We start from the raw sequence: 24378 nt of genomic DNA, 5'->3' as shown, positions 1-24378 counted from the left end.
ATCTCCTCCTTTAACTGAAGTATAGAAGACATCGTTCCAGCGCGTAAGTACGCACTTTTTCTTCAGCTACTTACCAAAAGGTAAGCTAAAGAATGTTGGACAGACTAAAAGAGTCCCTTCGCTCTTCCGTGTTTGAGATCAATGACTAAAAGGTTCCAACCGAAGCTGGTCCAGGTTGGCAGGATCAATGATTGCCGTCATGAGCGGATTTTTGTTTTCATCGGTTATCGTATATTTTCCGCTTGCAAATAAAGCAGAGGCTGGATTCAAATGCCCAAAAAGAAGCCTCCACATAATTGCAGAGACTTTTTTAAGCCGGCGGATTTGAGCTTAGCTCAAGGAGATCCCACCTGTATAATAAAAGAGATAAGAGGCTGCGAGTGGTGACCCTGTCGTTTCAAAGCCGCAAACGATCGCAACTCTTGTGCTCGCAGGGATGGTTTCACCAATTCCAGTCAGCTCACCAAATAAAATCGTGTTTGCCGGATAAGCTGTGCCTCCCATATATGGCGTACTGACAAAAGTTTGTGTCTCAGGAAGTATAGTGAATGTGTTACTGCCTGCTGGCGCAGTGGCTAAAGCGACATATGGGAAAATCTGCTGACCTGAAGGTGGTGTAAAGGCTAGATTTGTCACAGACATATATATGCTATCGACAGTGGCATCAAATGGCATGACAAAGGAATAAGCCTCGCCTGATGGAAAACTGAAAGTAGTTCCTCCTGTAACGGTCATAGAAGGGCTAAAGTTGCCAAACCCTGAAGCCAAAACTGTAGCGGATTCCCCTGTACTGTTAGTGGTAAGCGATACGGTATCCCCTGTTGCAAAGGTAATCAATCCTCCACCCGTACCTGCCGGTCCAGTTGCCCCTGTAGCTCCGGTTACTCCAGTAGGACCTGTTGCCCCAGTAACGCCGGTGACACCGGTGACACCAGTGACTCCTGTTGGCCCAGTAATCCCTGTGACTCCTGTGACTCCTGTGACTCCAGTGGGTCCGGTAACACCGGTTACTCCGGTTACTCCGGTAGGTCCAGTTATCCCGGTTGCTCCAGTGACTCCTGTTGGTCCAGTAGCACCAGTAACACCGGTTACTCCGGTGACACCCGTAGCTCCGGTAGGCCCGGTAATCCCAGTTGCTCCTGTTGGTCCGGTCGCACCAGTAACACCGGTTACTCCGGTGACACCCGTAGCTCCTGTAAGCCCGGTAATCCCAGTTGCTCCAGTGACACCTGTCGCTCCGGTAGCACCAGTCACTCCAGTAGCGCCAGTCACTCCAGTAGCACCAGTCACTCCAGTAACACCGGTTACTCCGGTAGGTCCCGTCACTCCGGTAGGCCCGGTAATCCCCGTGACTCCCGTAGGTCCGGTCGCACCTGTCACTCCGGTGACACCCGTGGCTCCTGTTGGCCCGGTCACACCAGTCACTCCAGTAGCGCCAGTAACACCGGTTACTCCGGTAGGTCCCGTTACTCCCGTTGGTCCAGTTATCCCCGTGGCTCCTGTGCCCCCGGTAACACCCGTCACTCCGGTGGACCCCGTAATCCCTGTTGCTCCAGTGACACCTGTCGCTCCGGTAGCACCAGTCACTCCAGTAGCGCCAGTAACACCGGTTACTCCGGTAGGTCCCGTTACTCCCGTTGGTCCAGTTATCCCCGTGGCTCCTGTGCCCCCGGTAACACCCGTCACTCCGGTGGACCCCGTAATCCCTGTTGCTCCAGTCACACCTGTGGCTCCGGTAGGCCCCGTTACTCCCGTAGGTCCAGTAATCCCCGTGACTCCTGTAACTCCAGTGACTCCCGTAGCGCCAGTAACACCCGTGGCTCCAGTAGGTCCGGTAACACCGGTTACTCCGGTAACACCGGTTACTCCGGTTACTCCGGTAGGTCCAGTTATCCCTGTTGCTCCAGTGACTCCTGTTGGTCCAGTAACACCCGTGGCTTCAGTAGGTCCGGTGACACCGGTTACTCCTGTAGCGCCCGTAGCGCCAGTAAACCCCGTGACTCCTGTTGGCCCGGTAGGCCCGGGCGCACCAGTGACACCTGTCGCTCCGGTAGCACCAGTAACCCCAGCCGGTCCAGCTGGTCCTTGAATCCCCTGTGGACCAATCGGCCCTTGGGGTCCTTGAGGTCCGGTAGGCCCGGGCGGTCCTGTCACTCCAGCACCGTTTCCAGTACCTGTTAGTAACGAAATGTCATCGACAATTACATCTGCTGAGCCTTCCGCCGGTAATGTGTTAATAAGAATTAAGGCTTGTGTCGCACCGGCCGGCGCCGGCAAACTCGTTTGGTAGACTTCAATCCAAGTATCGTTTTCAACATTTGGGATTCTGTCAACATCTATATGAGTGATTAAGCCATAGTCAATAAAATTGAAAGCACTGTCGTAGTAATTAATCGCCAATGTCATAGGCGGTGCCGGCATATCTCCTACTTTGGCCAGTGAGACAATAAGCTCAAAGCTCTCGCCAGGGGAAACAGGAACAATTTGATAAACGTATGAGTTTGTCATTCCTCCGCTTAGTTGAACCGCGCGAAACCCTGAGTGACTTTCATTACTTATGATTGTCCCATTTAGTGACACCCATGGTGATAACGTGTCCGATTCAAAACTTGTATTTGTAATGCGGTTTGTAACCATTGATTCCCTCCTTTACTCAAAAATTGATCCATCCAAATGTAGTGGAATCTCAATATTTTATGAAAACTCGGACGCGCTTGCTAACGGCTTATTATAAAATCCACCATATCCTACACATTAGTTTTAAAAAGGGCCACAAATCAGGGGGGCTAAGGACTTAAACAACAATGCGGCTCTCTCCTCGTTAGCCGGATACTTTTTTAAGATTTTGAACTAATAAGATCATATTATTGATAATCTTTTCAAAATAATAATAATTATTTACATAAAGTATACAACAAGTTAATACTTGGCCTGTACTATGTGGTATGTAAGAAAAATATGCAACTAGTGGAGGAATTAACCATGGACAAAAACCGACGTAAATTTTTAACATACGTAGGAACTGGAGTTACAGCTATGACTGTTGCTTCAACAGGATTAGGATTACTTGCGCCGAAGGCTGGAGCCGAAGAGAAAATAAGTGCAAGCAGTCATTTGTTTGGTTTCGACAAGAAAGTGTCTGGGTTGCAGTTTACACCGATCAAACCAACTGCGAAAGATGAGGTCGTTTTACCTAATGGCTTTACATATGATGTTGTCGCCGCATATGGTGATGTCATCAACCAAAAAGGTGAAACATTCGGCTTTAATAATGATTTTACCATGTATTTACCAATCAACGGCTCAAATAAACATGGGCTGCTTTGGGTCAATCACGAATATAGCAGTGATGTTTTTGTAACAGGACCAAAACAAAATGGCGCTTATACGAGCGAACAAATCAAGAAAATTCTAGAAGTACAAGGTGGTTCGATTATCGAGATTCAGCAGGATGAAGAAGGCGTTTGGAAAATGAAGACGGATTCTAAATACGCTCGCCGTATCACCGGATTGACTCCATTTGAATTAAGAGGACCAGCAGCAGGTTCAGCGGCTGTTAACGGCGCAACTACTGTACAAGGAACATTTGCTAACTGCTCTGGCGGGATGACGCCATGGAATACGGTGCTTTCCTGTGAAGAGAACTATGAAAGCACATCACGTGAAGCCGGCTTAGATGAAACTCATTATGGCTGGGTTGTCGAAATCGATCCGTTTGATGAATCTTTTACTCCGCGCAAGCATACCGGGCTTGGACGGTTTAATCATGAAAATGCTGCGGTAGGCCTGGCCAATGACGGACGTCTTGTCGTTTACATGGGCGACGATAAGAGAAACGCCGGCGTTTATAAATACATAAGTAAAGATAAATATGTGGCAGCGAACGGTAAACAAAACAGCCGTCTGCTTGATGAAGGTACATTATATGTAGCTGATATGAAAAAAGGACGCTGGATTCCGTTGACGTTGGATGTCGTTCGTGAAGCTGCTAATGGAGAGGCTGACCTGCTTGCCAAGTTCCAGACCCAAGCTGATATTTGCGTTCATACTCATGAAGCGGCGATGCTGGTTGGTGGTACACCGACGGACCGTCCTGAAGATGTGGAAATCAGTCCATTTGACAAGACAATTTTTATCGCCCATACGAATAATGATCAGCACGGAAATATTCATGGTCATATTACCCGTTTCATCGAAAAGAACGATGATCTCGGCTCTACTGAATTTTATTTCGAAATTTTTGCAGCTGGTGGACCGCAAAGCGGCTTCAGTGCGCCAGATAACCTGACATTCGACAGCGATGCAAATCTGTGGACGGTTACGGATATCTCTTCGGGCTCCTTGAACAAGGATGTATTTGAACCATTTGCCAATAATGGTATGTTCGTCATCCCTACCCTTGGAGATAAAACAGGAGAAGCTTATCAATTTGCGTCAGGCCCTGTTGAATCAGAGATGACCGGACCGTGGTTTACACCAGATGAAACGACTTTGTTCATAGCTGTTCAGCATCCTGGAGAAAATACAACGGACATCAATAACCCGACAAGCATGTGGCCACATCGTCAAGGCGACACAATGCCTCGTCCGGCAGTCATTGCGATAAAAGGTTTTAGATACTAGGAGGGTAAAGAAATGCTGTCAAACATCGGAATTCCCGGATTAATTCTAGTACTCGTTATCGCCTTAATCATTTTTGGGCCTTCAAAGCTCCCTGAAATTGGACGAGCCTTTGGAACGACGTTAAAAGAATTCAAAAAGTCGACACGTGAGCTTGTCAATGATGAACCAACTACTGAGGTCACTGACACTTCTAAAAGCGAAAAAGAAAAAGCGATTTAACTATGGACGCTGTTTACCCTCTTTAACAGGAAAAGGGTAAGCAGCGCTTCACTGTCATCATGAAAGGAGGAGATTCCATGACGGAGGAAAACGATTTTAATTTTGTCGAACAGTTAAGCGAGCTCAGGAAACGGCTGATGATCAGTGCCGGGGCCTTTCTGCTTTTTCTCGTTGTCGCTTTTATTTTTGTCCAGCCGATTTACGAATGGCTCGTAAAGGACCTTCCGATGACATTGGCCGTTCTTGGTCCGAGCGATATTCTCTGGGTTTATTTAATGCTGGCAACAGTTGTCGCCATTGCGGGTACGACTCCGGTGGCGGCCTACCAGATATGGCTTTTTGTCGCCCCGGCCTTGACCGAAAAAGAACGGAAAGTATCGCTCACTTATATCCCGGCGCTTTTTTTGTTATTTATTACTGGAATAGCATTTGGCTATTTTGTTCTCTTCCCGCTCGTATTCCGTTTTTTGCTGTCACTTTCGAGTGATTTGTTTATGACTTTTTTTACAACGGAGAAATATTTCAGCTTTTTGCTTCATATGACGTTGCCGTTCGGGTTTCTGTTTGAACTCCCGGTTATCATTATGTTTTTGACAAGCCTGGGCCTATTAAATCCTTACACTCTGAGAAAGTCGCGCAAATATGCTTACTTTTGTCTCGTTACGATTTCAGTGCTGATCACACCTCCTGATTTTCTCTCTGATGTACTTGTGATTATCCCTCTCATTTTTTTATATGAATGCAGCATGATCCTTTCCACTCATATTTACAAAAAGAAGCAAAAAGCATTATCCCTTGCTGCTTAAGGATCAAACGTTCTGTAATGACGTTTTTCATACGCGTAACCCTGTTGAGCGGAGAGAGCCGTCCAACAGGGTTATGGTTGCTTTTAACGGGTGATTGGTACTTGATACCTGGTAAGCTGCAAGCTTTCTTTGCTTGCCGGCAGCACAATCGTAAAGGTTGTACCGACATTCACTTCACTTTCAACGTGGATGATCCCCCCATGATTCTCAATAATTTGATAGCAAACCAACAGCCCGATGCCTGTTCCTTTTTCCTTTGTCGTATAAAAAGGTTCTCCAATTTTATGAAGTAACTCTTTTGGAATTCCGCTTCCGTGGTCAATGACTTGAATTTGTATCGCATCTCCGACCTTTTGTAGATTGATAAAAATACGCCCTCCATCCTCCATTGCTTCTATTGCGTTTTTAATTAAATTGATAAACACCTGTTTAATTTTTGTCATTTCACAATTCACATACATCTCCTGCGTACAGGACTGAATAACAATTTCGATACTTTTCATATTTGACTGTGGCGTTAGGAGTATCTTGACGTCTGTTATCAGCTTCAGAATATTATGATCACGACGATTCTCTGAGTGAGGCTTGGCCAGGATTAATAGTTCACTTGATATTTGTTCAATCCGGGAAAGCTCATCCCCGATAATCTGATAATACATTTCTTTATCGTCTGCTCCCTTTCGAATCATGTGAAAAAAACCTTTCACCGCAGTAAGAGGGTTTCGCAATTCATGGGCAATACTGGCCGCAAGCTCTCCGGCAATATTCATTTTCTCAGAACGGATCATTAGATGCTCATTTTCTTTTTCCTGGGTGATATCAACAAACGAATGCAGAATAGCTGGCCGTGCCTCAAATAAAATATCAATAGATTTCACGAGATAGTATCTCCTCTTATCATGACGAAGAATGAATTGATGTTTCTGTACTTTATTTCCTGATGAATGACGGTAATCCTCAAAAAAATCTTCGATTTCTCTCCAATTTCATTCTGCTCGGTAATGTGAAACTGCTTTTGTGCTTCATCATTGAAATAAAGAACAGTTGACTTGCTGCGAATTAAAATAGGAATTGGTATTTCGTTGATAATTGTTCTGAGTTTCTCCTCGTTTTGTTTGATCATTTCATTTTTGAATTTAACCAAGCTGTTTTCGAAGGTTAAATAGTGATTCTTTTGCTTTAAATACTGATTCTGCTTTTCCATTCTGTGAAGTCGGTCCAGTTCCGCCGGTGAAGGGGGCTTATGGTGATTCTGGTTGTATAGCGGGGAGATACAAAAGTCATCATCTGTCATAAAATGTGTATGGGATTTCAATAATTCGTTCTGTACATAGGAAGGGGTAGTGAATCCATTGTAGGAACAGACGGAGATGATCTTATGTTCGAAAATAAAATCATCACATCTACTTTCGTAATACCGTAATTCTTCGAGGAATGAGCCTGAAGCAGGCAGAGGAACCTGCCCCCAAGTCCATACGGGTAACCCCTGCGCCAGAAAGGGCTTGGTAAACGCTTTGAACTCTTCCCCGGCCCCTTTTTCATCAAATTGCTCCTTATTTTTTAAATAGAAGGTAAGACACTAGTATTGCATTAATTTATTTTCACTATAATAAATACTCAAAATGTTCAATTATCTTATTTTGTGCAAAGAAAAAGTCCTTTATAATGGATAAGTCAGGTGGTAACCCGTCCAAATCCACTAATAAAGGACCAACTCATGGACAAGATTACACGAAAAACTTCATTTGGACAATGGTTTTCACCAATAAATCTTCAATTATTTGAGGAACAAGTGAAAACATTGAAATTAGATTTCTATACGAAAAAACTTACGACGGAATCATTTTTAAAATTATTACTCTACGCACAGCTCGAAGAAGTAGAAAGTCTTCATGCACTGAGTGATTGTCTTTTCGATGACCAGCTTCAAAAAGGGGTCAACCTTGATTCGATCAGTATCTCTCAGCTCTCACGCCGTTTGAATGGCATGAATCCAGATCTATTTCAAAGGCTTTTCCTGGATTTAGTCGCAAAAATTCATGCCAAAACACACTACACCAAACTCATTATGCCGTTAAAAATCATTGATTCAAGCACATTGCCACTCAATTTGACTAATCATAAATGGGCAGAGTTCCGCAAAACAAAAGCGGGTGTAAAGCTGCATTTGCGCCTTGTGTTTATGGAAAAAGGGATTTCCTATCCTGAAAAGGCTGTGCTCACAATGGCAAAGGAACATGATCGTGGCCAACTAGAAATCATGGTAGACGACAAGGAATGCATGTATGTGTTTGATCGTGGCTATTTAGACTATGAACGTTTTGATCGCATGACTGATGATGGTTACTTTTTTCTATCTAGGCTCCGTAAAAACGCAGTCATACGAGAAGTTTACGATTTTAAACTAGCTGAGAATTCGACTGTTCTGTCCGATCAAATGGTGTTGATTGGTACAACTCAAAGCCGCACGGAGAACTACTTTCGTCTTCTACGAGTGCTTGATTCAAAAGGAAATGAACTTCAGTTACTGACAAATCGTTTCGATTTGAGTGCCGAAGAGATTTCAGAGATGTATAAATCACGCTGGGCGATTGAGTTGTTTTTCAAATGGATGAAGCAGCATCTCAGGATCAAAAAATTCTACGGTCAAAGTGAATGGGCGATCCACAATCAAGTGTTTATCGCATTAATCGTTTTTTGCCTACATGTACTCGTCCAACTTGAGACAAAAAGCAAGCGAAAAACCTTACAAATTAGCCGTTATCTGAGAGCAGCTTTGTGGAAGCCGGCGCATATTTGGCTTCGGAAAATTGAAGGAAAAGCCATTCCTTAATAAAGAATCAGTCGTCGTCACCAATGTCTAATTGTAAATAATATTCCAAATGGATGGAACCACCTTTAACTGGGTATTTACCTTTTTGGCTCTAAGCAGAACGAATACAGAAACTGAATATTCAGTCAAATTTTATGCAACGCTAGTGAAGGTAAGATTCTCTTTGAAATTGATTTGACTCAACTGTTTCTCTGTCAGCCCGCTTGAAGCGACCCGCTTTTTAAGGTTGGCTATGACCTCTTTCGTCTCAATGACTAAGATCACAGCGTTTTGCTGAATGCCTTTATAAATAAACTGATTTACGTTATCTATGTATTTTTCCATTTCACAAAACACATAAAGAGTATGGATTCCTCTTGTAACGCTCGCTGAATAATTTGTCAATTTGGGAATTGGACAAGTGTCACGCATAGTTTGTTCTCCTTACACATCAATTTAGCTAACGCGGGCAGTCATGCAAAAAGATCAACCCCTATACAGAATAGGACCTGATCCCTTTAGCTATAAATTCTTCATCATCATGCCATCCTTGATTGGGAACCGTCACTCGGTTTTATAATGTAAAATTCGATTCTTGCGTTTGACCAAACCGGGACCACCATATCTCTCAGGGCTCTCACTATTTTGTTTTCGCCCACTCTGTTAATAATAGAGCAGCTATGATAATTTGACAGCCGTACCTGTTGCGACGATCATCATCATGCCATCACGTAATGTTTCAAAGTCTAGGTCGATCCCGACTACTGCGTCGGCGCCCATTCGTCTTGCCTTACTCTCCAATTCTCGTAGAGCTTCCTCTCGCCCTTCTTGCAACTTGCTTTCATACGCTCCGCTTCTCCCACCAACGATGTCTGTTATTGAGGCAAAGAAATCCCTTACGACGTTAGCTCCTAAAATAATTTCACTCGTGACGATCCCCAAATACGAACTAACCGGTCTTCCTTCGACGATGGTAGTAGTTGTCATAATCATCGTACTGTCCCCACTCCTCAAAATAAGATAAACACTCTTTAAATTAATTCGCTTCTCTATTAAAAAAACCCTTCTTAAAATTGGTTCAAATTTCCTTTATTGCTTCGGTTTAGTCAATCAAACTGGCTGACGGCTTGATCGATTTGTACCGTGACGAGGAGTTCGCTGAAACGAGCACGCGTTAGAAACCGAAGTCAGGAAAATCCGGGTCGGTTCCGGCTCCTTGCCGGTTGTTACTTAGCTAAAGCTAAATAATAATCCCGCGTCTCCTTGTCAAACTTTTCAATCGCATACCTTAATGTTACTCTAGGCATAGTCGCCGCATGTTTGTCCAAAAAGCGTTTTAATGCATGATGATCCTTTTTACCAGCTTCACGAGTCCAGCTTCCTACAGCTTTCTGGATCAACTCTTCTTGATCATTGATAAGGAGCTCAGCTATTTTAAACGTATCTTCTATCTCTCCCTTTTTAATAAATGCATATGTACTAACAATTGCTGTTCTTCGTTCCCATAAATTATTTGAGCGCGCCAACTTATATAAAATATCTCTTGGTTTATCGAGAAGATAGATTCCGACCACTGAAGGAGCAGAGCGATCAACAAAATCCCAATTATTAATTCGTTCATGTCTGCGAATATACAAATCAAATAATGCCTTTCGTTCATCATTCGAAAGCTTTTTTTGTTTAGCCTGGTAATCCATAATACTGACAGCCCCCATCCTTACTTCATAATAAGGACTTTCCAATACCTTTTCAATCTCAGACAAAGGCATACCGATGAACTGTTTTGCTAACTGAAAAACCGTGCGCATGTTAAGCCCCAAACATAATGTATCAGGATCAGAACTTTTGAAAAATCGTTTCATTTTTTCCACATTCTGCTCATTTCGCTGCTTTTCTAATTCCTTAATAAAGTCATGTGCATAATAATCATTCATATCAGTGACATCCCCTTTCTTTCATAACACCTAACATTATAATAAAAGATTCCGCTAAATATTTATTTTATATTGCGGCCTTCAATATAGGATTGAGGACAGCAGCTAAAAATCCCGATTTATCTCAGGAAAAACGGATAAAATCGGGATCATGATTTTAAAATATCACCTATTCAATTATTCCCATTCTGTTTCGATATTGATTTTTTCCTGCTCGCTTAATTCTAGTTCCTCTTTTAGCCGTTGAGACGTATTGGATAACCCTTCCTCTGTCGGTATGAAATAGTAAATATTATTCACTCGTTGATCTTCACCCTCAATCTTAAACGTTTTTATAGTGGAAGTATTGATTGAGGCATATGTCTGCTGTAAACGGAAAATTTCCATCGGGCTCAGGCTCGTCTTAATGTTCTCTCCTAAAATATTTGCAATTTCGCCAATTTTAAAGAGCGTATTTGTTGAAATTACTTCGTCAATGCTCGCCTTAATAAATTGCCGTTGCCTTTCTTCACGCGAATAGACATTATTCACTTCACGTTTCCTCATTCGAACAAAGGCCAAAGCTTCCTCACCATCTAATTTCTTCTTCCCTTTTGTGAAATAAATTCGTTCTTCATCAACTGAATAGAAATTCTTTTCCCAGAACGGTTCCTTAATATCGACGGTTACGCCGCCCAATACATTGACAATATCTTTAAATCCATCAAAATTAACAGCGACATATTCGTCAATCGGTATATCAAGCAATTTTTCTACTTTTTCAACGGTAAGTTTATGACCCCCATGGTCAAACATAGAACCATACATGTACGCGGCATTTATTTTATGAAAGCCTGCATAGGGGCCGGCCTCTTCTGTTGAAAATTCCACCCTAGTATCTCTTGGGATCGTTGTCATTGTTATTTGTTTGGTATTCGGGTTTAACGTTACAACGATTAGTGAATCTGCACGACCATTATGACCACTCGGATCGTAATCATCCACTCCCATTAATAAAATAGATATTGGGTCCTCACTGCCGACTGTCACTGCTTCTTCTCTAAGCTCAGAATTTCCCTCTGGACGCTCTAACTCTACATAGGCTTCTTTTGTTGCTCCATATATCGTAATTAGAAAATAAGAAATATATATAACGCCTGCAACAGCCAGTAGTAAAATTCCCCATATTACATTCTTTCTCCATTTTTTACCTTTTGATACAGAAGTGCTCACGTGTATACTACCACCTTTAATTCTAGTAAAAATTGCTACTATTTTTGAAATCGTATTGTTCTCATGTTAATAGAATTGTACAGGTTCCACTGCTTCATCGATTGCCCTCATCTCATATCCATTATCCTGAAAATACGAGAGCAGTTTTTCTAAATGAGCGACAGTAGTTGCTTTCTCATGCATTAACACGACCAACGGCTTTTTGGAAATGTTGTTTACTTGGTTGATTACATGTTCAACGAATTCACCATTCGTCAGCTTCCAATCCTCTGAATCAATATTCCAATCCCACAGAATATGTTGTTCACGCTCAATGACAGCCTTGTAAGGGTCTGTAATGTAAGGAAATGAACCAAAAGGAGCTCTTATTAAACGAGTTTCTTGGTCCGTTATTTCTCTAATTAAATCAAGCGTCTCCTTCATTTCTCTCGCGAAGTCTTCAGGAGATTTATAGACTTGCGCTACATCATGAGTGATCCCGTGTGCACCGACAGCGTGACCGCTTTCGACCATCTTTCTTACGATCGTTGAGTTATTTTCGATGTTAGGTTTCAGCATAAAAAAGGTTGCTTTTGCATCGTAATGATTGAGCAAGTTTACAATTTCCTCTGAAATGGTTGAATGGGGTCCATCATCAAATGTTAAATAGACAACTTTTTCCGACTCCTGTGAAACGCTAGTATCGGCGCTTTCTTCTTCCATTGAATTGTTTTCGATTATTTGACTACTTTTTAAGAATGGTGTTTTTTCTTCATAGGACGCCGCTTCATGCACGATTTGATTCTTTTCTGTTGCTTCCTGCTTCTGGCCAATTACCATTGACCCTAATGAAAAACATATATATAACATCAGAAAAGCTAAAATTGATGCGGCTACTTTTCCTTTCTTGTTTAACTTGTACGTTCTTGACATTTCCTCACTCCTAAACTTCTTTGACCGATTAGCAATTTAATGTGATTCGGTAAACCAAAATCAGACAAAATCTGCTAAATTCTAATATCCTTTACTATAAAGTAAAGTTGTCATAGAAGTTTGACCTACTTGTAAACAAAATGTCACAAGATGATAGTGAGCAGAATAACGGCATCTTTTGGAGGTAGTAAAAAAGCGAAAGGGAAGGAAAAATACTTAGAATGGTGATTGATTTGATGAGGGAGTTTGCCAAAAGAAAAATCCTTTTGACACACTGGAGACTGGCTAAAATTCGACAATATAAGCCTGGTCACTGCTGTGGATAATTGGTGCTGCTGAGCTTTGACTTTGAATGGAGGAGGTTTGCTTTCGACCATAGATAAGAAGGTTGTTGCTAGTTGGACTCCAATACATGTCCATTGGAATGATTCCCTGGTAGACGGGCTCCTGATAAATGATGTTTTTCCCTTGTAATCTTCCGGCATAAATTGTGTCATTATCATACAAAGAATAAGCTATTTTTTTTCGGTCGTTCGATAATTTGAAAGTGGCTACTTTTTCGAGCAAAGAGGAAAGCTCCCCATTACGGTGATCATATTCGTATAATGTTTCCCCTTGACCGATAAACATGAACTGGTCATTTGTTAGCCATACAGGTTTCCCGCCGCCTATTTGGTTCTTATATTGAATAGTAATGCCGGTTTCAGTAATCTTTCCCATGAAAATAGTAAATTCCTGACGAGCGTGCGGCCAGCTGGTGATCAACAAACCTTTTCCATTATCAGAGATGGTAACTCCTGTAAGGGATTCATACTCCACCCCATCTAAAGAATATTTGCGATGAGTACCAGAGGCTGTGTCATATATCCCAATGTTAGCGTGATTACGGTCTTTGCCACCTATGATCAGATAGCTAACATACCGACTATTATTAGACCATGCAACGTCTTGGAGATAACCAAGGTTGTTAAGTTCAAAATCCCTTATTTCTGTCTTATTTCCGTTAGTCAATGAAAACAAATTTAAGGAGGCTCTCACCGAATCCACGGTTAACCCAACCATCTTCTTTCCATCGGGCGACATTGCTAGACTGAACGTGTTTTCGTCAATCTCTTTTAGAAGCTCAGGGTTTTCATAGGGAGCGGAGAGAGAGTAGAGGTCATTTTGTAATGACTCTGAAGACTCCTCTTCTCTAAAAACACCAACGACGGAATCGGAAAAGGACCAGCCAAACAGCTGAGTTAAGCTTGGTAACGAATAAATTGTTTTCACTTGAAAAAGTTGGCTATGTGGCTCTTCTGCATCTTTTTCTTCTAAATCTGGAATAATTATCGTTTCTGATCTTTCTCCATAACACCCGGAAGCCATTATAAAGAGAAAGAAGAGTACAATAAGGTGTCTCTGTTTCATGATGAATTCTCCTCCATATAAGCGAACTCGACATTGACGACAATATGTTCATCCGTGTTGGAGATTGTAATTGTTCCTCCATGTTCATCAACAATTGTTTTTACAATGCTCAGACCGAGGCCCACGCTTCCTTCCTCAGTGATTTTATGAGTTCCCGCGTAAAAAGGCTGAAAAAGCTTTGAATACTGGTCAGTTTCAAGTGGCGTACTTGGATTTTCGAACCGAAAATGGATACTGTCTTCTGCGATACCGGCTTTAACCAATATACTTGAAAAGGACGAACTGTATTTAATCGCATTGTCTATAAGATTTATAAAAAGTTGCCTTAATCTGTCCGGCTGCCCGGACATGTACAAGTTGTTTTCAATTTCACAATCTATATTCTTCTTATATCTCTCAGCTCGGAAAGCCATTGATTCACATACATCCCTTAAAATTTCACCAGCGTCAACTCGTTCAAATGAATGGCTGAAGGAGGTTCTTCTGGATACTTCAAGAAGCTTAATGACCAAATCGTGAAGCCGCTGACTTTCTTCTACAATATGGTTCATTCCTTTGTTAAAAAATGTATGATCTGCATCCCCTTTTTCTTTAATCATTTTGGCATATCCGATAATAGACGTTAGCGGTGTTTTAAGCTCGTGAGTGATATTATCAAAAAACCGTTTTTCCTGTTCATTAAGCTCCTTTAGCTGATCCCTGTCTCTTTCAATCGTTGATATCTGATCCCTTATTTTGTTGATCATGTCATTGAAATTTTCTGCTAGGCGCCCAATCTCATCCTGCCTGTTAAAATGGATATCAACATCTAAATTGCCTTTTTTTATTTCGGAAGAGGCTTCAGTCAGTTTAATGATTGGTTTTGTAATATGACCAGAGAGAATGTAGGAAAAGAGGAACGCTATACCAAAGATCAGAAGGGCGATGTAAAAAATAAAATTCAAAATTCCGCTACTTTGTTGATAGAGGAGGTTGAAATCTTTCGCAAACCGTAATATGCCTACTTTTGTACCGTCAATGATTACCGGATAAGAGAAACGAATCTCAGCCTGATCCTGCTTATAGGTAATATGATAAGCAGATTCACCTGCAATAGCCTGTTTAAGATCGTCATCTCTTTTTCCAGAAAACAAAGTCTCCTCTGAAGAAGACAACAAAACACCATCCACTGTATAGACACTAACCTCGCTGCCTGTAGCATGAGTTAAATCATTAACCATCTCATCAGCCATATCCATGAAATAAAATTCACTAATTGAATACTGGTTAATTAAAAATGCCTGGCGAACATACACGGTACTATTTTTCTTTAAATCTACCAGGTCTGAGGTAACGATCTTCTGATTATTGGACCAGATCGTTTCCTTTACAGTATGATTAAGCACGAGAAAAGAAAGGATAAAAATTAGAAAAAAGCCGAGTAAAAATTTTGCTTTGATCGTTCTCAGCATTTCTTTATTCCTCCTGTTTCTCGAACTTGTAGCCAACACCAAATACAGTTTTAATCAAATCTCCTGCGTTCAGTTTTTTACGGAGTCGTTGAATGTGGGTATCGACCGTTCGTGTATCTCCTGCAAAGTCATACCCCCAAACTAAATCTAATAATTCTGAACGTCTATAAATTTTCCCCCTGGAATCAATTAATGTTATAAGCAAATCAAACTCTTTAGGTGTTAATTCGACTGTTTTTCCTTCTTTCTTGACGAGCCTTTCATCTCGTATTATCGTGAGATGATTAACTTGAATTACCTTCTTATCATCTTCTGCTACTTGCTCGCTTGGTTTTGCTAGATGATCAAGCCGTCGAAGAATCGTCCGAATTCTGGCTACAATTTCCCGGACATCAAATGGCTTTGTTATATAATCATCAGCGCCGAATTCCAAACCTAGTACTTTGTCTGTAATATCTGATTTTGCTGTGATCATAAGAATGGGTATATTATATTTTTCCGTCACCATTTTACATAAATCTAAACCGCTACAATCTGGTAACATCCAGTCAAGAAGAAGAAGATTGGGTTTGAATTGATCCAAATGCCTCAATCCGGCGGCTCCGCTTGTCGCGATACAAGTCTGAAAGCCTTCTGCATTCAGACCATAAGACAGTAAATCAGCGATAGGTTCGTCGTCCTCGATGATGAGAATTTTTGTTTTATTCATGAACAAGTCACTCTTCCTTTGAAATTTGCAAATATGGGATCATTATAGCAGTCTAAATGAAACTAGTACACCGGCTCAATAGTGAAATAAACTTCATAATCTATGTACCAACGCGTAAAAATAAAAAATGACTGAACTTGTAAAGTCCAGTCATTTTAACGGTTAGAACATACCTTTCTTCGATCACTTCATTGAGTCTTACGGCAATGTCACAGTAAAGCTTTCAAACATCACAGCCTGCTGGTGGTGGTAATTCGTTGTCGTTTCTGAGCTGTTGGAGGTTGTACCGGTCGTCTCTTCCCTAATAAATGGGGTGATGGTTAATTGCTTCACTGTATCGTCAATTGGCGTAAAGACAGTTTTCCCTGAAAATATCGTCTCTTCGTCATTTACCTCTCCTGAACCGGCTCCTGAAATGACAGAAGTCAATTCTCTTCCTACATCATCAACGACAGTAAAATCTACAGAGGCAAATAGAGCAGCTTCTGATGGTGAAATCAAGTCAAAATGAATCGCGGTTCCACCTAGACCGGTTTCAATTGTTTTGACAACGAGCTCTAAATCTCCAGCTTCTTGTCGCTCGTCTACGTCAATGACGACATTGTTCTTTTGTGGCGTAACTGGGAAGGAAAAGTTCCACTTCTCTCCATTGCTACCTTCAAGTGTTAAATCAAGTGTAAATAATTCTGTCGGCAGACTATTTTCAGGATAATCGAGCTCGATTTCGAGCACACCGCTTTCCTGCCTATCATCTATTATTTCGTGTTGTGTGATACCACTTGCAACTGCCTTGGGCGTTTTTCCGTCTATCTTAATCGAGTCAAGCCCAAGCACATAGTTTTCAATCGGAGCGTCCGATTCCGCTCGATACCCGATGCTAAACCGTGTACCATCATAGAAAGCTTCGTCGATTACCACAGTAGTTCCATCGCTCTGATCAGACTGGCCAACCACCTGAGAAAGACCTTGCTCGCTGACTTTCTTCAACCCGTCATCGCCAATCTCGGTGAAAATCGAGCCGATCAGCGGAATTTGCGAGACGACATTGGCCATTGCCGGTGAAACGGAAGCTGAGCCGATCAGCAGCACACCCGCAAAAACTGCCGCGCCTGCACTATAGAGCCATACGTGCTTTCTCGATTTTTTTCGAATCGGTTCTGCTTCGTCTATCGTTTTCTCTATAATCGTATCGAGTTTATCAACTGGAACCTGAATTTGATCGATCGTTTCTTTAAATGAACGTGGCTCGTTTGTCATCTCCATCACTCTCCTTTAATTTTCCGCGCAAAAGCTGTAACGCTCTATGAATGTTTGTTTTGACCGTGCCTTCCGGATGGTTGAGCAAGGAAGCAATCTGCTTCACCGTGTAGTCTTCATAAAAACGCAGGAACAGGACGGTTTTATACTTTTCATCTAGCTTTCCGAGCGCATCGAGCAAATCAAGCTGATCCTCCGGCTGGACTCCATTGCGGGCGCTCGCCAGGCTATCGAATATTTCTTCGTTCATTGGCACAACGCACTGCTTTTTTCTTAAGTAATCAAGCGCGGTATTGATAAGTATTCGAGTGAGCCACGTTGAAAAATACTGCTCCTGTTTCAAGTCGGCGATCGCCATAAGCGCCTTATATACCGTCTCCTGAAAAATCTCCAGCGCTTCGTCTTCATTGCGGACATAGATATATGCCAGCTTATAAAGCTTGCTTTTCTCTTCCTCCATCAGCTCCTGAAAGGCTTGCTTATCTCCTCTTTTTGCTCGTTTGATTTGCGTTAGCTTTTCCAAATGTCTTGAACCTCCTTTCGTCCTCTATTAGAGAGTTGAGAGTGACAAAACGTTTCAATTTATTATTGATTAAATTGCTGCTCTGCCAGTTTTCGATAGAGAGGATGCTCTGCAAGCAGTTCTTCATGCTTACCCATCCCGGTAATTGAGCCTTTTTCCAGAATAATGATCTGATCGGCATTGATAACGGTCGACAGTCGGTGCGCAATCGCAATCGTTGTGCGCCCCTTCATTAACGTTTGCAAAGCTTTCTGAATAACGCGCTCGGATTCACTGTCCAAGCTGGAGGTCGCTTCATCAAGCATCAGGATTTTCGGATCACGGATCAATGCTCTGGCAATGGCAATTCGTTGTCTTTGACCTCCTGATAATTTCATCCCCCGTTCCCCGACCTTCGTTTCAAAGCCATTCGGAAAACCATCGATGAAATCAGCGGCATACGCCAATTCGGCAGCCTCTCTTACCCGCTCCTCCGGCACATTTTCCAACCCATAGCAAATATTTTCACGAATTGTACCATCCATTAATGGGCTCTCTTGTGAAACGTAACCAATTTGATTTCTCCAATCGGCCAGTGGTAAATTCTGCAAATTCGTGTCACCATAAAGAATCGCTCCTTCAACCGGCTGATAAAACCTTTCCAGCAAACCAAACATCGTCGTCTTCCCACTGCCGCTCGGTCCTACAACAGCTGTTACTTTTCCGGCAGGAATCGTACAGTTAATATCGGTAAGCACCCGCTCTTCTTCCTGTTGTGCTGAGGGATAATGAAATGCCACCTGTTGGAAGTGGATGTCCTGTTCCTCTGCCGGAATCGGCGTATATGTTTTTGTCTCTTCCTGGATTTGCAGCTCATCTGCATCTGAAAATAGCATCTGAATCCGCTCAGTGGCTCCCATCGCCTTTTGAAATTCCGTAAAAAACGATGTCAGCTGCGTAAAGGGGAAGATCAGCTGGAACAAATAGAGCATCATCATCACCATCGTTCCGGCAGTCAAGGCACCAGAGGCTACTTGGGATCCACCGTAGCCGATCAGTAGGACGAGCACAATCATCATCACCATTGTCATTAGCGGGCTGATGATCGCTAAAATTTTTGCCTGTCTGATTCCAAAGCGAAATAAACGGTCGACGGCCCTTGTCCCACGATTTCCTTCCTCCGATTCCGCATTATACGCTTTCACTAACCGGATATCACCAAGCACTCTCGCCATTCCTGCCGAGAAGGAGGCCATTTCATCCTGTGTCTTCAGCGAGACCTGATACATTTTTTGCCCGGCGGGATGGAGAACAACGATTGCCAGCGGTACGACAAGCAGCATCAAAAGCATCATTTTCCAATCAATAATCAGTAAAATAACAGCGGCCCCGACTACTGTAATAATCCCGGAGACGAACGATACAAGCTGATCGGTAATCAGTCGTTTCAATGTATCTGTATCATGGGTCATCCGGCTCATCGTTTCCCCAGACGGCGAAGCATCGAAATAAGAGATTGGCAAGTGCAAAATCCGCCGCCAAAGCTGCTTCCGCACATCGGCTACGACCCATTCCCCCATATAACTCATCAAATAATAGGAAATCGCACCCGCTACTGCTTGTAAAACGAAGGCTCCTATTAACACGGCAATAAGTAGAACATTCAGCTCCCCGAGCGCAAACTGATCCACAATATCACCTGTAAACACAGGCACAATCAAAATGCCCGCTGTCTCAATCAAGCTTAAAAGAAGCGCAACGGCTATCATCCATTTCGGAATTTTTGCCTGTTTAATATAAGATAAAAAAACGTTCCAATTATTCTTTTGTTTCATGTCCGTTCCTCCCTGTCGTGGCGGTTAAATCATTCTATCGGTTACGTCTCTTCTGCATAACTAACCGCCGCTGCATATAAATAGTAGACGAGTCCGAGCAGCTGCTGATCCAGCTTACTTCTATAAAACTCATCATTGATGATGACCCATGTCGCTTCAACAAAGCCGGTCGCATCGACGTCATCAACAAGATTGCTAATATAGCTGAGGCTGTTAATGTAACGAAGAAGGTCGGCAATCAAACTCTTTACTCGCTGATCACTTACCGCCCACCCTTGCTGCATGGCAAAGATCATTTTCTCTTGAAACTGCTGCTCCTGTTTCGCTGATTGCTCAAATTCCTCGCTGCGCACTTCGCTGAACACGTCCAATTGATACTTCACTCTCAAATGCGCATGATGCGCTTTCAGGCTTTCCTGCCAATGCTCTTTATTCAACCCTTTGAACATGCTTTCTTCATCCAAGTTCCTTCCGATTCTCTCAAAATGAATCGTTTCCTTAATTGTGTGTAAGATAAGGGTAATCCTTTTTACTTCCTTTTCCAGCAGGTCCTTTTGTTCTACTAAAAGCTGGTCGCGATTTTTCTTTTCCTGCAAAAGCAGTTGAATCGCATCCAACGTGAAATCCAACTCGCGGTAAAACAAAATATGCTGCAACCTTTCTAATTCCCTTTTGCCATATAGTCTGTAGCCGTTATCGGATATTTCAGCCGGCTCCAGCAAACCAATCTTATGATAATGATATAGAGCTTTCACCGTTACCCCCGTCAATTCCGCAACTTGCTTTACCGTGAGCAACGTCAACCACCTCCCTGTACATAAAACAATAGACCCTTACCTAAGGTAAGAGTCAATGGTTAGTTTAAAAAGATATCATGCTGTACGAAACCTTACAGAAAACCGGCTTTCATTCTTCAAATCTTAAATCGTTTCATTTTTTCATTCAATTCTTGAACTAGCTGGTCTAATGTATCGGTATTTTGGGCAATTTGTTCAATTGAACTTGCGGTTTGCTGAGTCGAAGCGGTTGTTTGCTCAATTCCCGCCGCTGATTCCTCGGAAATCGAGGCGATATGGTCAATAAATTGCTGCATGTCCTCCGTGTCCTGTTCAATCATTTTCAAGTCTGAAGTATTTTGATTGATTTTTGTAATCATTTCGGCTATCGCAGCTGTCATTTGATTTAAGGTTTGTCCGGTAGCATCGATCTGCTTCGTCCCAAGCTCAACCTGTGAGTAACTGGAGCGCAAGGCGTCCGTTGCCTGCCTGGATTCCGTTTGAATTCCGGAGACGTTCGCTTTAATATCCTCCGTGGAATGAGCGGCCTGCTCAGCCAGCTTCCGAACCTCATCTGCCACAACGGCAAAGCCGCGACCGTGCTCACCGGCGCGCGCCGCTTCAATCGCCGCATTTAACGCAAGCAGGTTCGTCTGCTCGGCCACCGCTTGAATCATGTTAACAAGATCAGTAATGTCGCTCGACTTCTGCTCCAGACTAACGACTTTCGCCACCGCTTCATCGACTCGCTGGTGAATCGTGTCCATTTGCGAAATCGACGTATCCATTCTATCCTTCCCTGCTTCCGTCAGCTTAAGCACATTACTGGCCGTTGAGGCGATATCATTCCCGGTTTTGCTTGCTGATGTTATTTTTGCAGAATACGATTGCATCGTTTCCGTTAAATCAACTGTAGCGGAAGCTTGTGATTCCGCTCCGTTCGACAATTCCTGCATCGTAATTGAGATTTGCTGACTGCCATTCATGATTTCTTCGGATGATTGTCTCAGCATGGCCGATTGCTGATTGACCCGCCCCGTTAAGTGAGCTAATGTCTGAATGATCTCGCGTAAATGCGTTTTTGTCTCATTTACCGATTTGAACAATTTTCCGATCTCATCTTTTCTGTCCATTATCGTCAGGTTAGCGGTGAGGTTACCATTTGAAATTTCATCCATCACTTCCGTAACTTCCTGGATTGGCTTCGAAAAGCTTCTGCTGATCCCCCAGGCAATGAACGAAATCGCCAAAACTGTTACCCCTAACACGAGAAAAAGGATAAGGACGATTCTGTTTTGAAATTGTCCAATGATCGATTCATCCTGATTAAAATTAATAATCCCGATCACCTCGGACTGGGTAGGGTCAAAGAGAGGAATGTAGGTTTCTCTCACATTGCCCCTATCCTCTGTCACCTCTTCTCCGCGCATAACTTTTTCAATAAGCGGCTCATTGAGTCTGCTGTCGATCACATCATCATGCGAAGAGACCATGATCTCTCCGTCCGTATTAAAAATGTTTAAATCAACTCGCTGTAATGAGTCAGCAATCGAATTGAGAAATGTACTGCTCAGACCAGTCTGAAGAGTCCCGATTGTTTCATTGCGATCTTTGATTGGTACAAAAGCCCGAACGGCCAGGCCGCTATTCCCAAATTCAAAGCCAGCTAGTTCCTCTCCATTTAAAGCGGATTGAATCACAGACATCGCGCTTTTATCATCGCCGAATTTTTCCGGATTATGGGCTCTATAGAAGACGTTTCCGGCCGAATCGCCAAATTCAAATACGTCGATTCCGTGCTCGGTTTGTAAGCGATTATAAACCCGTTGCATGATGAGATGAAGCTGCTCCCGATCTTGATCGATAAATGCTTGCTTCAATTCTTCATCTTCGGCATAGAGCGTAGTAAGCTCAAGTAAATCCGTCGCTGCCCGGTTCAGTTGAAGCGAGATCGACTCTTTTGTTTCATTTTTATTCTCTGTTAATAAACTGGAGAATCCGCTTTGCATTTGTGTGTAAAAAAAGATGCTTAAACATAATAAAGGAATGAGAGAGACGAGTAAAAAGATAGTAAATAATCTAGAATGAATAGACGTAAACAAGAAGCGTGCCTCCTACTACATAGTATGTAATCTACAATTTGACTAGATTAGTATATGATAATTCGACAAAATTTGCGATAAAGACGATAATAAATAACTATTTGGATGATTCTGAATAAACGGATGTTTTTCAGACACCTCTTACTTGCTTTTTAATGCAAAGCTGACGATCCATAATTTTTTATTTTTTTTTGGAAATTTCACTTTAATTCATTGACATTTTTAGATATTTTACTTATTATTGGAAATAATCACAGAAAATATATTTTGTGGTAAAAATGTAAAAGGAGAAGTGATTTTATTGAGAAAAGTCGTTATCGGAAGTTTACTTTGTTTTAGTTTACTTTTGCCCACCTCTACATTCGCAGACAGCCAGTCAAAAAATGATGTAACTAGCTTCAAAACAAGTGGATACGTGCAGGATACGCGATATGAAGAAAACAGAATTTCAACATTTTTAGTTGAGAAAAAAGCTATTCAAGACAACTTGGTTAAAGCTGACTTAGAATTAGTCGATGGTGTTGTTTCTGGAACGATACATATTCCTAATGCCACTGATGAGTATTTGACATCATATGAATTAACTTCTACAGCTTCTTTTAATGAATTTGAAGGACACAAAGCTAATGGATATACTGGAATTGTAAATAATGGAGAATTACATTTTGAAATGTTTATTCTTGAAGACGGGAATGCTGTGATTAATATTTTTGAACTAGATGAAGATGAGAATAGAATTCATCCCTTCACAATTAATTTAGATGGTGATTCCAAGCCTAAAATTGAAACATCAACTGAATTTAAAACAATCTTAAGTGAGGAAAATGAGATAGCTCTTATGAATACTGGAGATATGACAAGAACTAATGTCATTGTTAGTAATACAGGAATAAGACTAGACACTTTTACTACTCCTGGTATGAGCGAAAGAGCAGATTGGATTACTAGATTAAGACCTGTTGTTAGGGAAGCTAATACTTTAGCATCACAACCAAGCAGTGCTATTCAACAAACTTGGCTTTACGAAGCACAAATTCAAAACGGTATGCAGGGAACCGGTAGAAAACAAACTATTAACCCTGCATCTCCAGGAACTAGAAATATTTCATTTAGCATTCCGTTTACTACTAGAGATATTCCAATCTTTATACCTATATCACGTACTAACATTAACAGCACTGCTAATGTTCAGACATTAAGAGTTTGGTATCAATTAAATCTTGCAAGAGCATCAAGTTATGAGACTGATGGTATCGCAGCACATTCTCAACTTGTAATGCCCCGTGGTATGCCTTTAAATAGTAATGGTCAGGCGGTTATCACACAAAATACATGGCTGAAATATGAATATGTTGGTCATATTAGAGAATATGCAACAACTAGAGCAGATGCAACTAACTACTATAGACCTGTTCGTTAATTATTCTTAATGGTGTAAAATATAAGACGGCTCATTTAAATGAGCTGTCTTATATTTTAAAGAATTGGGAGGGAAGTAGATGATTGAGAATATTTCAACTGCTATTGTCTTCGAAAGGATATTTATTGTGCTAATTATTACATTAATATGGGTGCTAATTTTTTATGGTGCTTTATTGTTATTTACAAAGTATATCCCCTATGGATTTATTATTATCCAATTCCTTTTTGCTGTACTCGTGCTTGTGCTCATAGACTTGCTTGTTATACTGCCTGGTGCGATAGCAATAGAGCATCTCCCATATGTCTGGTATACATCGTCTTTAATAGTCCTTTATCAAAAATATTCTTCCGTTAGAAAATAACACCATATTACTAAATATATTATGAGAACCAAAT

Annotated in this window: 21 protein-coding genes and 1 pseudogene; 6 read left to right on the top strand and 16 right to left on the bottom strand. The window is 41.8% G+C overall.

Annotated features, from left to right (window positions below; all coding sequences use genetic code 11):
* Window positions 1-330: 330 nt before the first annotated feature.
* The gene (locus M3212_RS08790) at window positions 331-2637 is read right to left on the bottom strand and encodes an NTTRR-F1 domain (RefSeq protein ID WP_285874140.1); all 2307 of its coding nucleotides are present in this window, start codon (window positions 2635-2637) and stop codon (window positions 331-333) included.
* Between the two features lie 345 nt (window positions 2638-2982).
* Here M3212_RS08790 and M3212_RS08780 point away from each other — a divergent pair, with 345 nt between their 5' ends.
* The 3 genes from M3212_RS08780 to tatC all read left to right on the top strand — a co-directional run bounded on the left by M3212_RS08780 (window position 2983) and on the right by tatC (window position 5648).
* Window positions 2983-4623 carry a PhoX family protein gene (locus tag M3212_RS08780; protein ID WP_251193587.1) on the top strand — a complete coding sequence of 547 codons (1641 nt, stop codon included), beginning with the start codon at window positions 2983-2985 and terminating at the stop codon, window positions 4621-4623.
* A 12-nt stretch (window positions 4624-4635) separates the two neighbouring features.
* Complete coding sequence (locus M3212_RS08775) at window positions 4636-4842, top strand: twin-arginine translocase TatA/TatE family subunit (RefSeq protein WP_251193586.1); 207 nt, start codon at window positions 4636-4638, stop codon at window positions 4840-4842.
* Window positions 4843-4919: 77 nt separating this feature from the next.
* Window positions 4920-5648 (top strand): twin-arginine translocase subunit TatC, encoded by a 729-nt coding sequence (tatC, locus tag M3212_RS08770; protein WP_251193585.1) that lies wholly within the window; start codon window positions 4920-4922, stop codon window positions 5646-5648.
* A gap of 83 nt (window positions 5649-5731) precedes the next feature.
* Here tatC and M3212_RS08765 read toward each other — a convergent pair whose 3' ends face one another.
* Together M3212_RS08765 and M3212_RS22395 are read right to left on the bottom strand one after the other, a co-directional pair.
* Window positions 5732-6526 carry an ATP-binding protein gene (locus M3212_RS08765; RefSeq protein WP_251193584.1) on the bottom strand — a complete coding sequence of 265 codons (795 nt, stop codon included), beginning with the start codon at window positions 6524-6526 and terminating at the stop codon, window positions 5732-5734.
* A pseudogene (locus M3212_RS22395) lies at window positions 6523-7194 on the bottom strand (MEDS domain-containing protein); the annotation flags it as partial. The pseudogene M3212_RS22395 and the gene M3212_RS08765, both read right to left, overlap by 4 nt.
* 171 nt (window positions 7195-7365) lie before the next feature.
* Between M3212_RS22395 and M3212_RS08760 the strand changes: the two are divergent.
* Window positions 7366-8481: an IS4 family transposase gene (locus M3212_RS08760; protein ID WP_251193583.1), complete on the top strand. Its 1116-nt coding sequence runs from the start codon at window positions 7366-7368 to the stop codon at window positions 8479-8481.
* A gap of 132 nt (window positions 8482-8613) precedes the next feature.
* Here M3212_RS08760 and M3212_RS08755 read toward each other — a convergent pair whose 3' ends face one another.
* From M3212_RS08755 to M3212_RS08695, 13 genes are all read right to left on the bottom strand, one after another.
* Window positions 8614-8892, bottom strand: coding sequence for a hypothetical protein (locus M3212_RS08755; RefSeq protein WP_251193582.1), 279 nt, complete (start codon window positions 8890-8892; stop codon window positions 8614-8616).
* 246 nt (window positions 8893-9138) lie between these two features.
* Window positions 9139-9453: a YbjQ family protein gene (locus M3212_RS08750; RefSeq protein ID WP_251193581.1), complete on the bottom strand. Its 315-nt coding sequence runs from the start codon at window positions 9451-9453 to the stop codon at window positions 9139-9141.
* Window positions 9454-9686: 233 nt separating this feature from the next.
* A complete protein-coding gene (locus M3212_RS08745; protein ID WP_251193580.1) occupies window positions 9687-10394 on the bottom strand; it encodes a DNA alkylation repair protein in 708 nt (235 codons plus the stop codon).
* Window positions 10395-10571: 177 nt separating this feature from the next.
* A complete protein-coding gene (locus tag M3212_RS08740; protein ID WP_251193579.1) occupies window positions 10572-11606 on the bottom strand; it encodes an LCP family protein in 1035 nt (344 codons plus the stop codon).
* A gap of 66 nt (window positions 11607-11672) precedes the next feature.
* Complete coding sequence (locus M3212_RS08735; protein WP_251193578.1) at window positions 11673-12518, bottom strand: polysaccharide deacetylase family protein; 846 nt, start codon at window positions 12516-12518, stop codon at window positions 11673-11675.
* Between the two features lie 285 nt (window positions 12519-12803).
* Window positions 12804-13928 carry a WD40 repeat domain-containing protein gene (locus M3212_RS08730; RefSeq protein WP_251193577.1) on the bottom strand — a complete coding sequence of 375 codons (1125 nt, stop codon included), beginning with the start codon at window positions 13926-13928 and terminating at the stop codon, window positions 12804-12806.
* Complete coding sequence (locus tag M3212_RS08725; protein ID WP_251193576.1) at window positions 13925-15379, bottom strand: HAMP domain-containing sensor histidine kinase; 1455 nt, start codon at window positions 15377-15379, stop codon at window positions 13925-13927. The genes M3212_RS08730 and M3212_RS08725 overlap by 4 nt, the downstream gene beginning before the upstream one ends.
* Before the next feature lie 4 nt (window positions 15380-15383).
* Window positions 15384-16088, bottom strand: a complete 705-nt coding sequence (locus M3212_RS08720; RefSeq protein WP_251193575.1) for a response regulator transcription factor — start codon at window positions 16086-16088, stop codon at window positions 15384-15386.
* Between the two features lie 198 nt (window positions 16089-16286).
* A complete protein-coding gene (locus M3212_RS08715; protein WP_251193574.1) occupies window positions 16287-17345 on the bottom strand; it encodes a DUF4179 domain-containing protein in 1059 nt (352 codons plus the stop codon).
* Window positions 17320-17868 carry a sigma-70 family RNA polymerase sigma factor gene (locus M3212_RS08710; RefSeq protein WP_251193573.1) on the bottom strand — a complete coding sequence of 183 codons (549 nt, stop codon included), beginning with the start codon at window positions 17866-17868 and terminating at the stop codon, window positions 17320-17322. The genes M3212_RS08715 and M3212_RS08710 overlap by 26 nt, the downstream gene beginning before the upstream one ends.
* A 62-nt stretch (window positions 17869-17930) precedes the next feature.
* Complete coding sequence (locus tag M3212_RS08705; protein WP_251193572.1) at window positions 17931-19682, bottom strand: ABC transporter ATP-binding protein; 1752 nt, start codon at window positions 19680-19682, stop codon at window positions 17931-17933.
* Window positions 19683-19723: 41 nt separating this feature from the next.
* Window positions 19724-20479: a MerR family transcriptional regulator gene (locus tag M3212_RS08700; protein WP_251193571.1), complete on the bottom strand. Its 756-nt coding sequence runs from the start codon at window positions 20477-20479 to the stop codon at window positions 19724-19726.
* Window positions 20480-20595: 116 nt separating this feature from the next.
* Window positions 20596-22560: a methyl-accepting chemotaxis protein gene (locus M3212_RS08695; RefSeq protein WP_251193570.1), complete on the bottom strand. Its 1965-nt coding sequence runs from the start codon at window positions 22558-22560 to the stop codon at window positions 20596-20598.
* Window positions 22561-22861: 301 nt separating this feature from the next.
* Between M3212_RS08695 and M3212_RS08690 the strand changes: the two genes are divergently transcribed.
* Both M3212_RS08690 and M3212_RS08685 read left to right on the top strand, forming a co-directional pair.
* Window positions 22862-23980: a hypothetical protein gene (locus tag M3212_RS08690; protein WP_251193569.1), complete on the top strand. Its 1119-nt coding sequence runs from the start codon at window positions 22862-22864 to the stop codon at window positions 23978-23980.
* Between the two features lie 79 nt (window positions 23981-24059).
* Window positions 24060-24344 carry a hypothetical protein gene (locus M3212_RS08685; RefSeq protein WP_251193568.1) on the top strand — a complete coding sequence of 95 codons (285 nt, stop codon included), beginning with the start codon at window positions 24060-24062 and terminating at the stop codon, window positions 24342-24344.
* Window positions 24345-24378: the final 34 nt, after the last annotated feature.

This window comes from Halalkalibacter oceani (genome assembly GCF_023715705.1).
In the GTDB taxonomy this organism is placed as follows: domain Bacteria; phylum Bacillota; class Bacilli; order Bacillales; family Bacillaceae_D; genus Halalkalibacter; species Halalkalibacter oceani_A.
The sequence above is the reverse complement of the archived record's forward strand: the minus strand, read 5'-3'. Positions and strand labels throughout refer to the sequence as shown.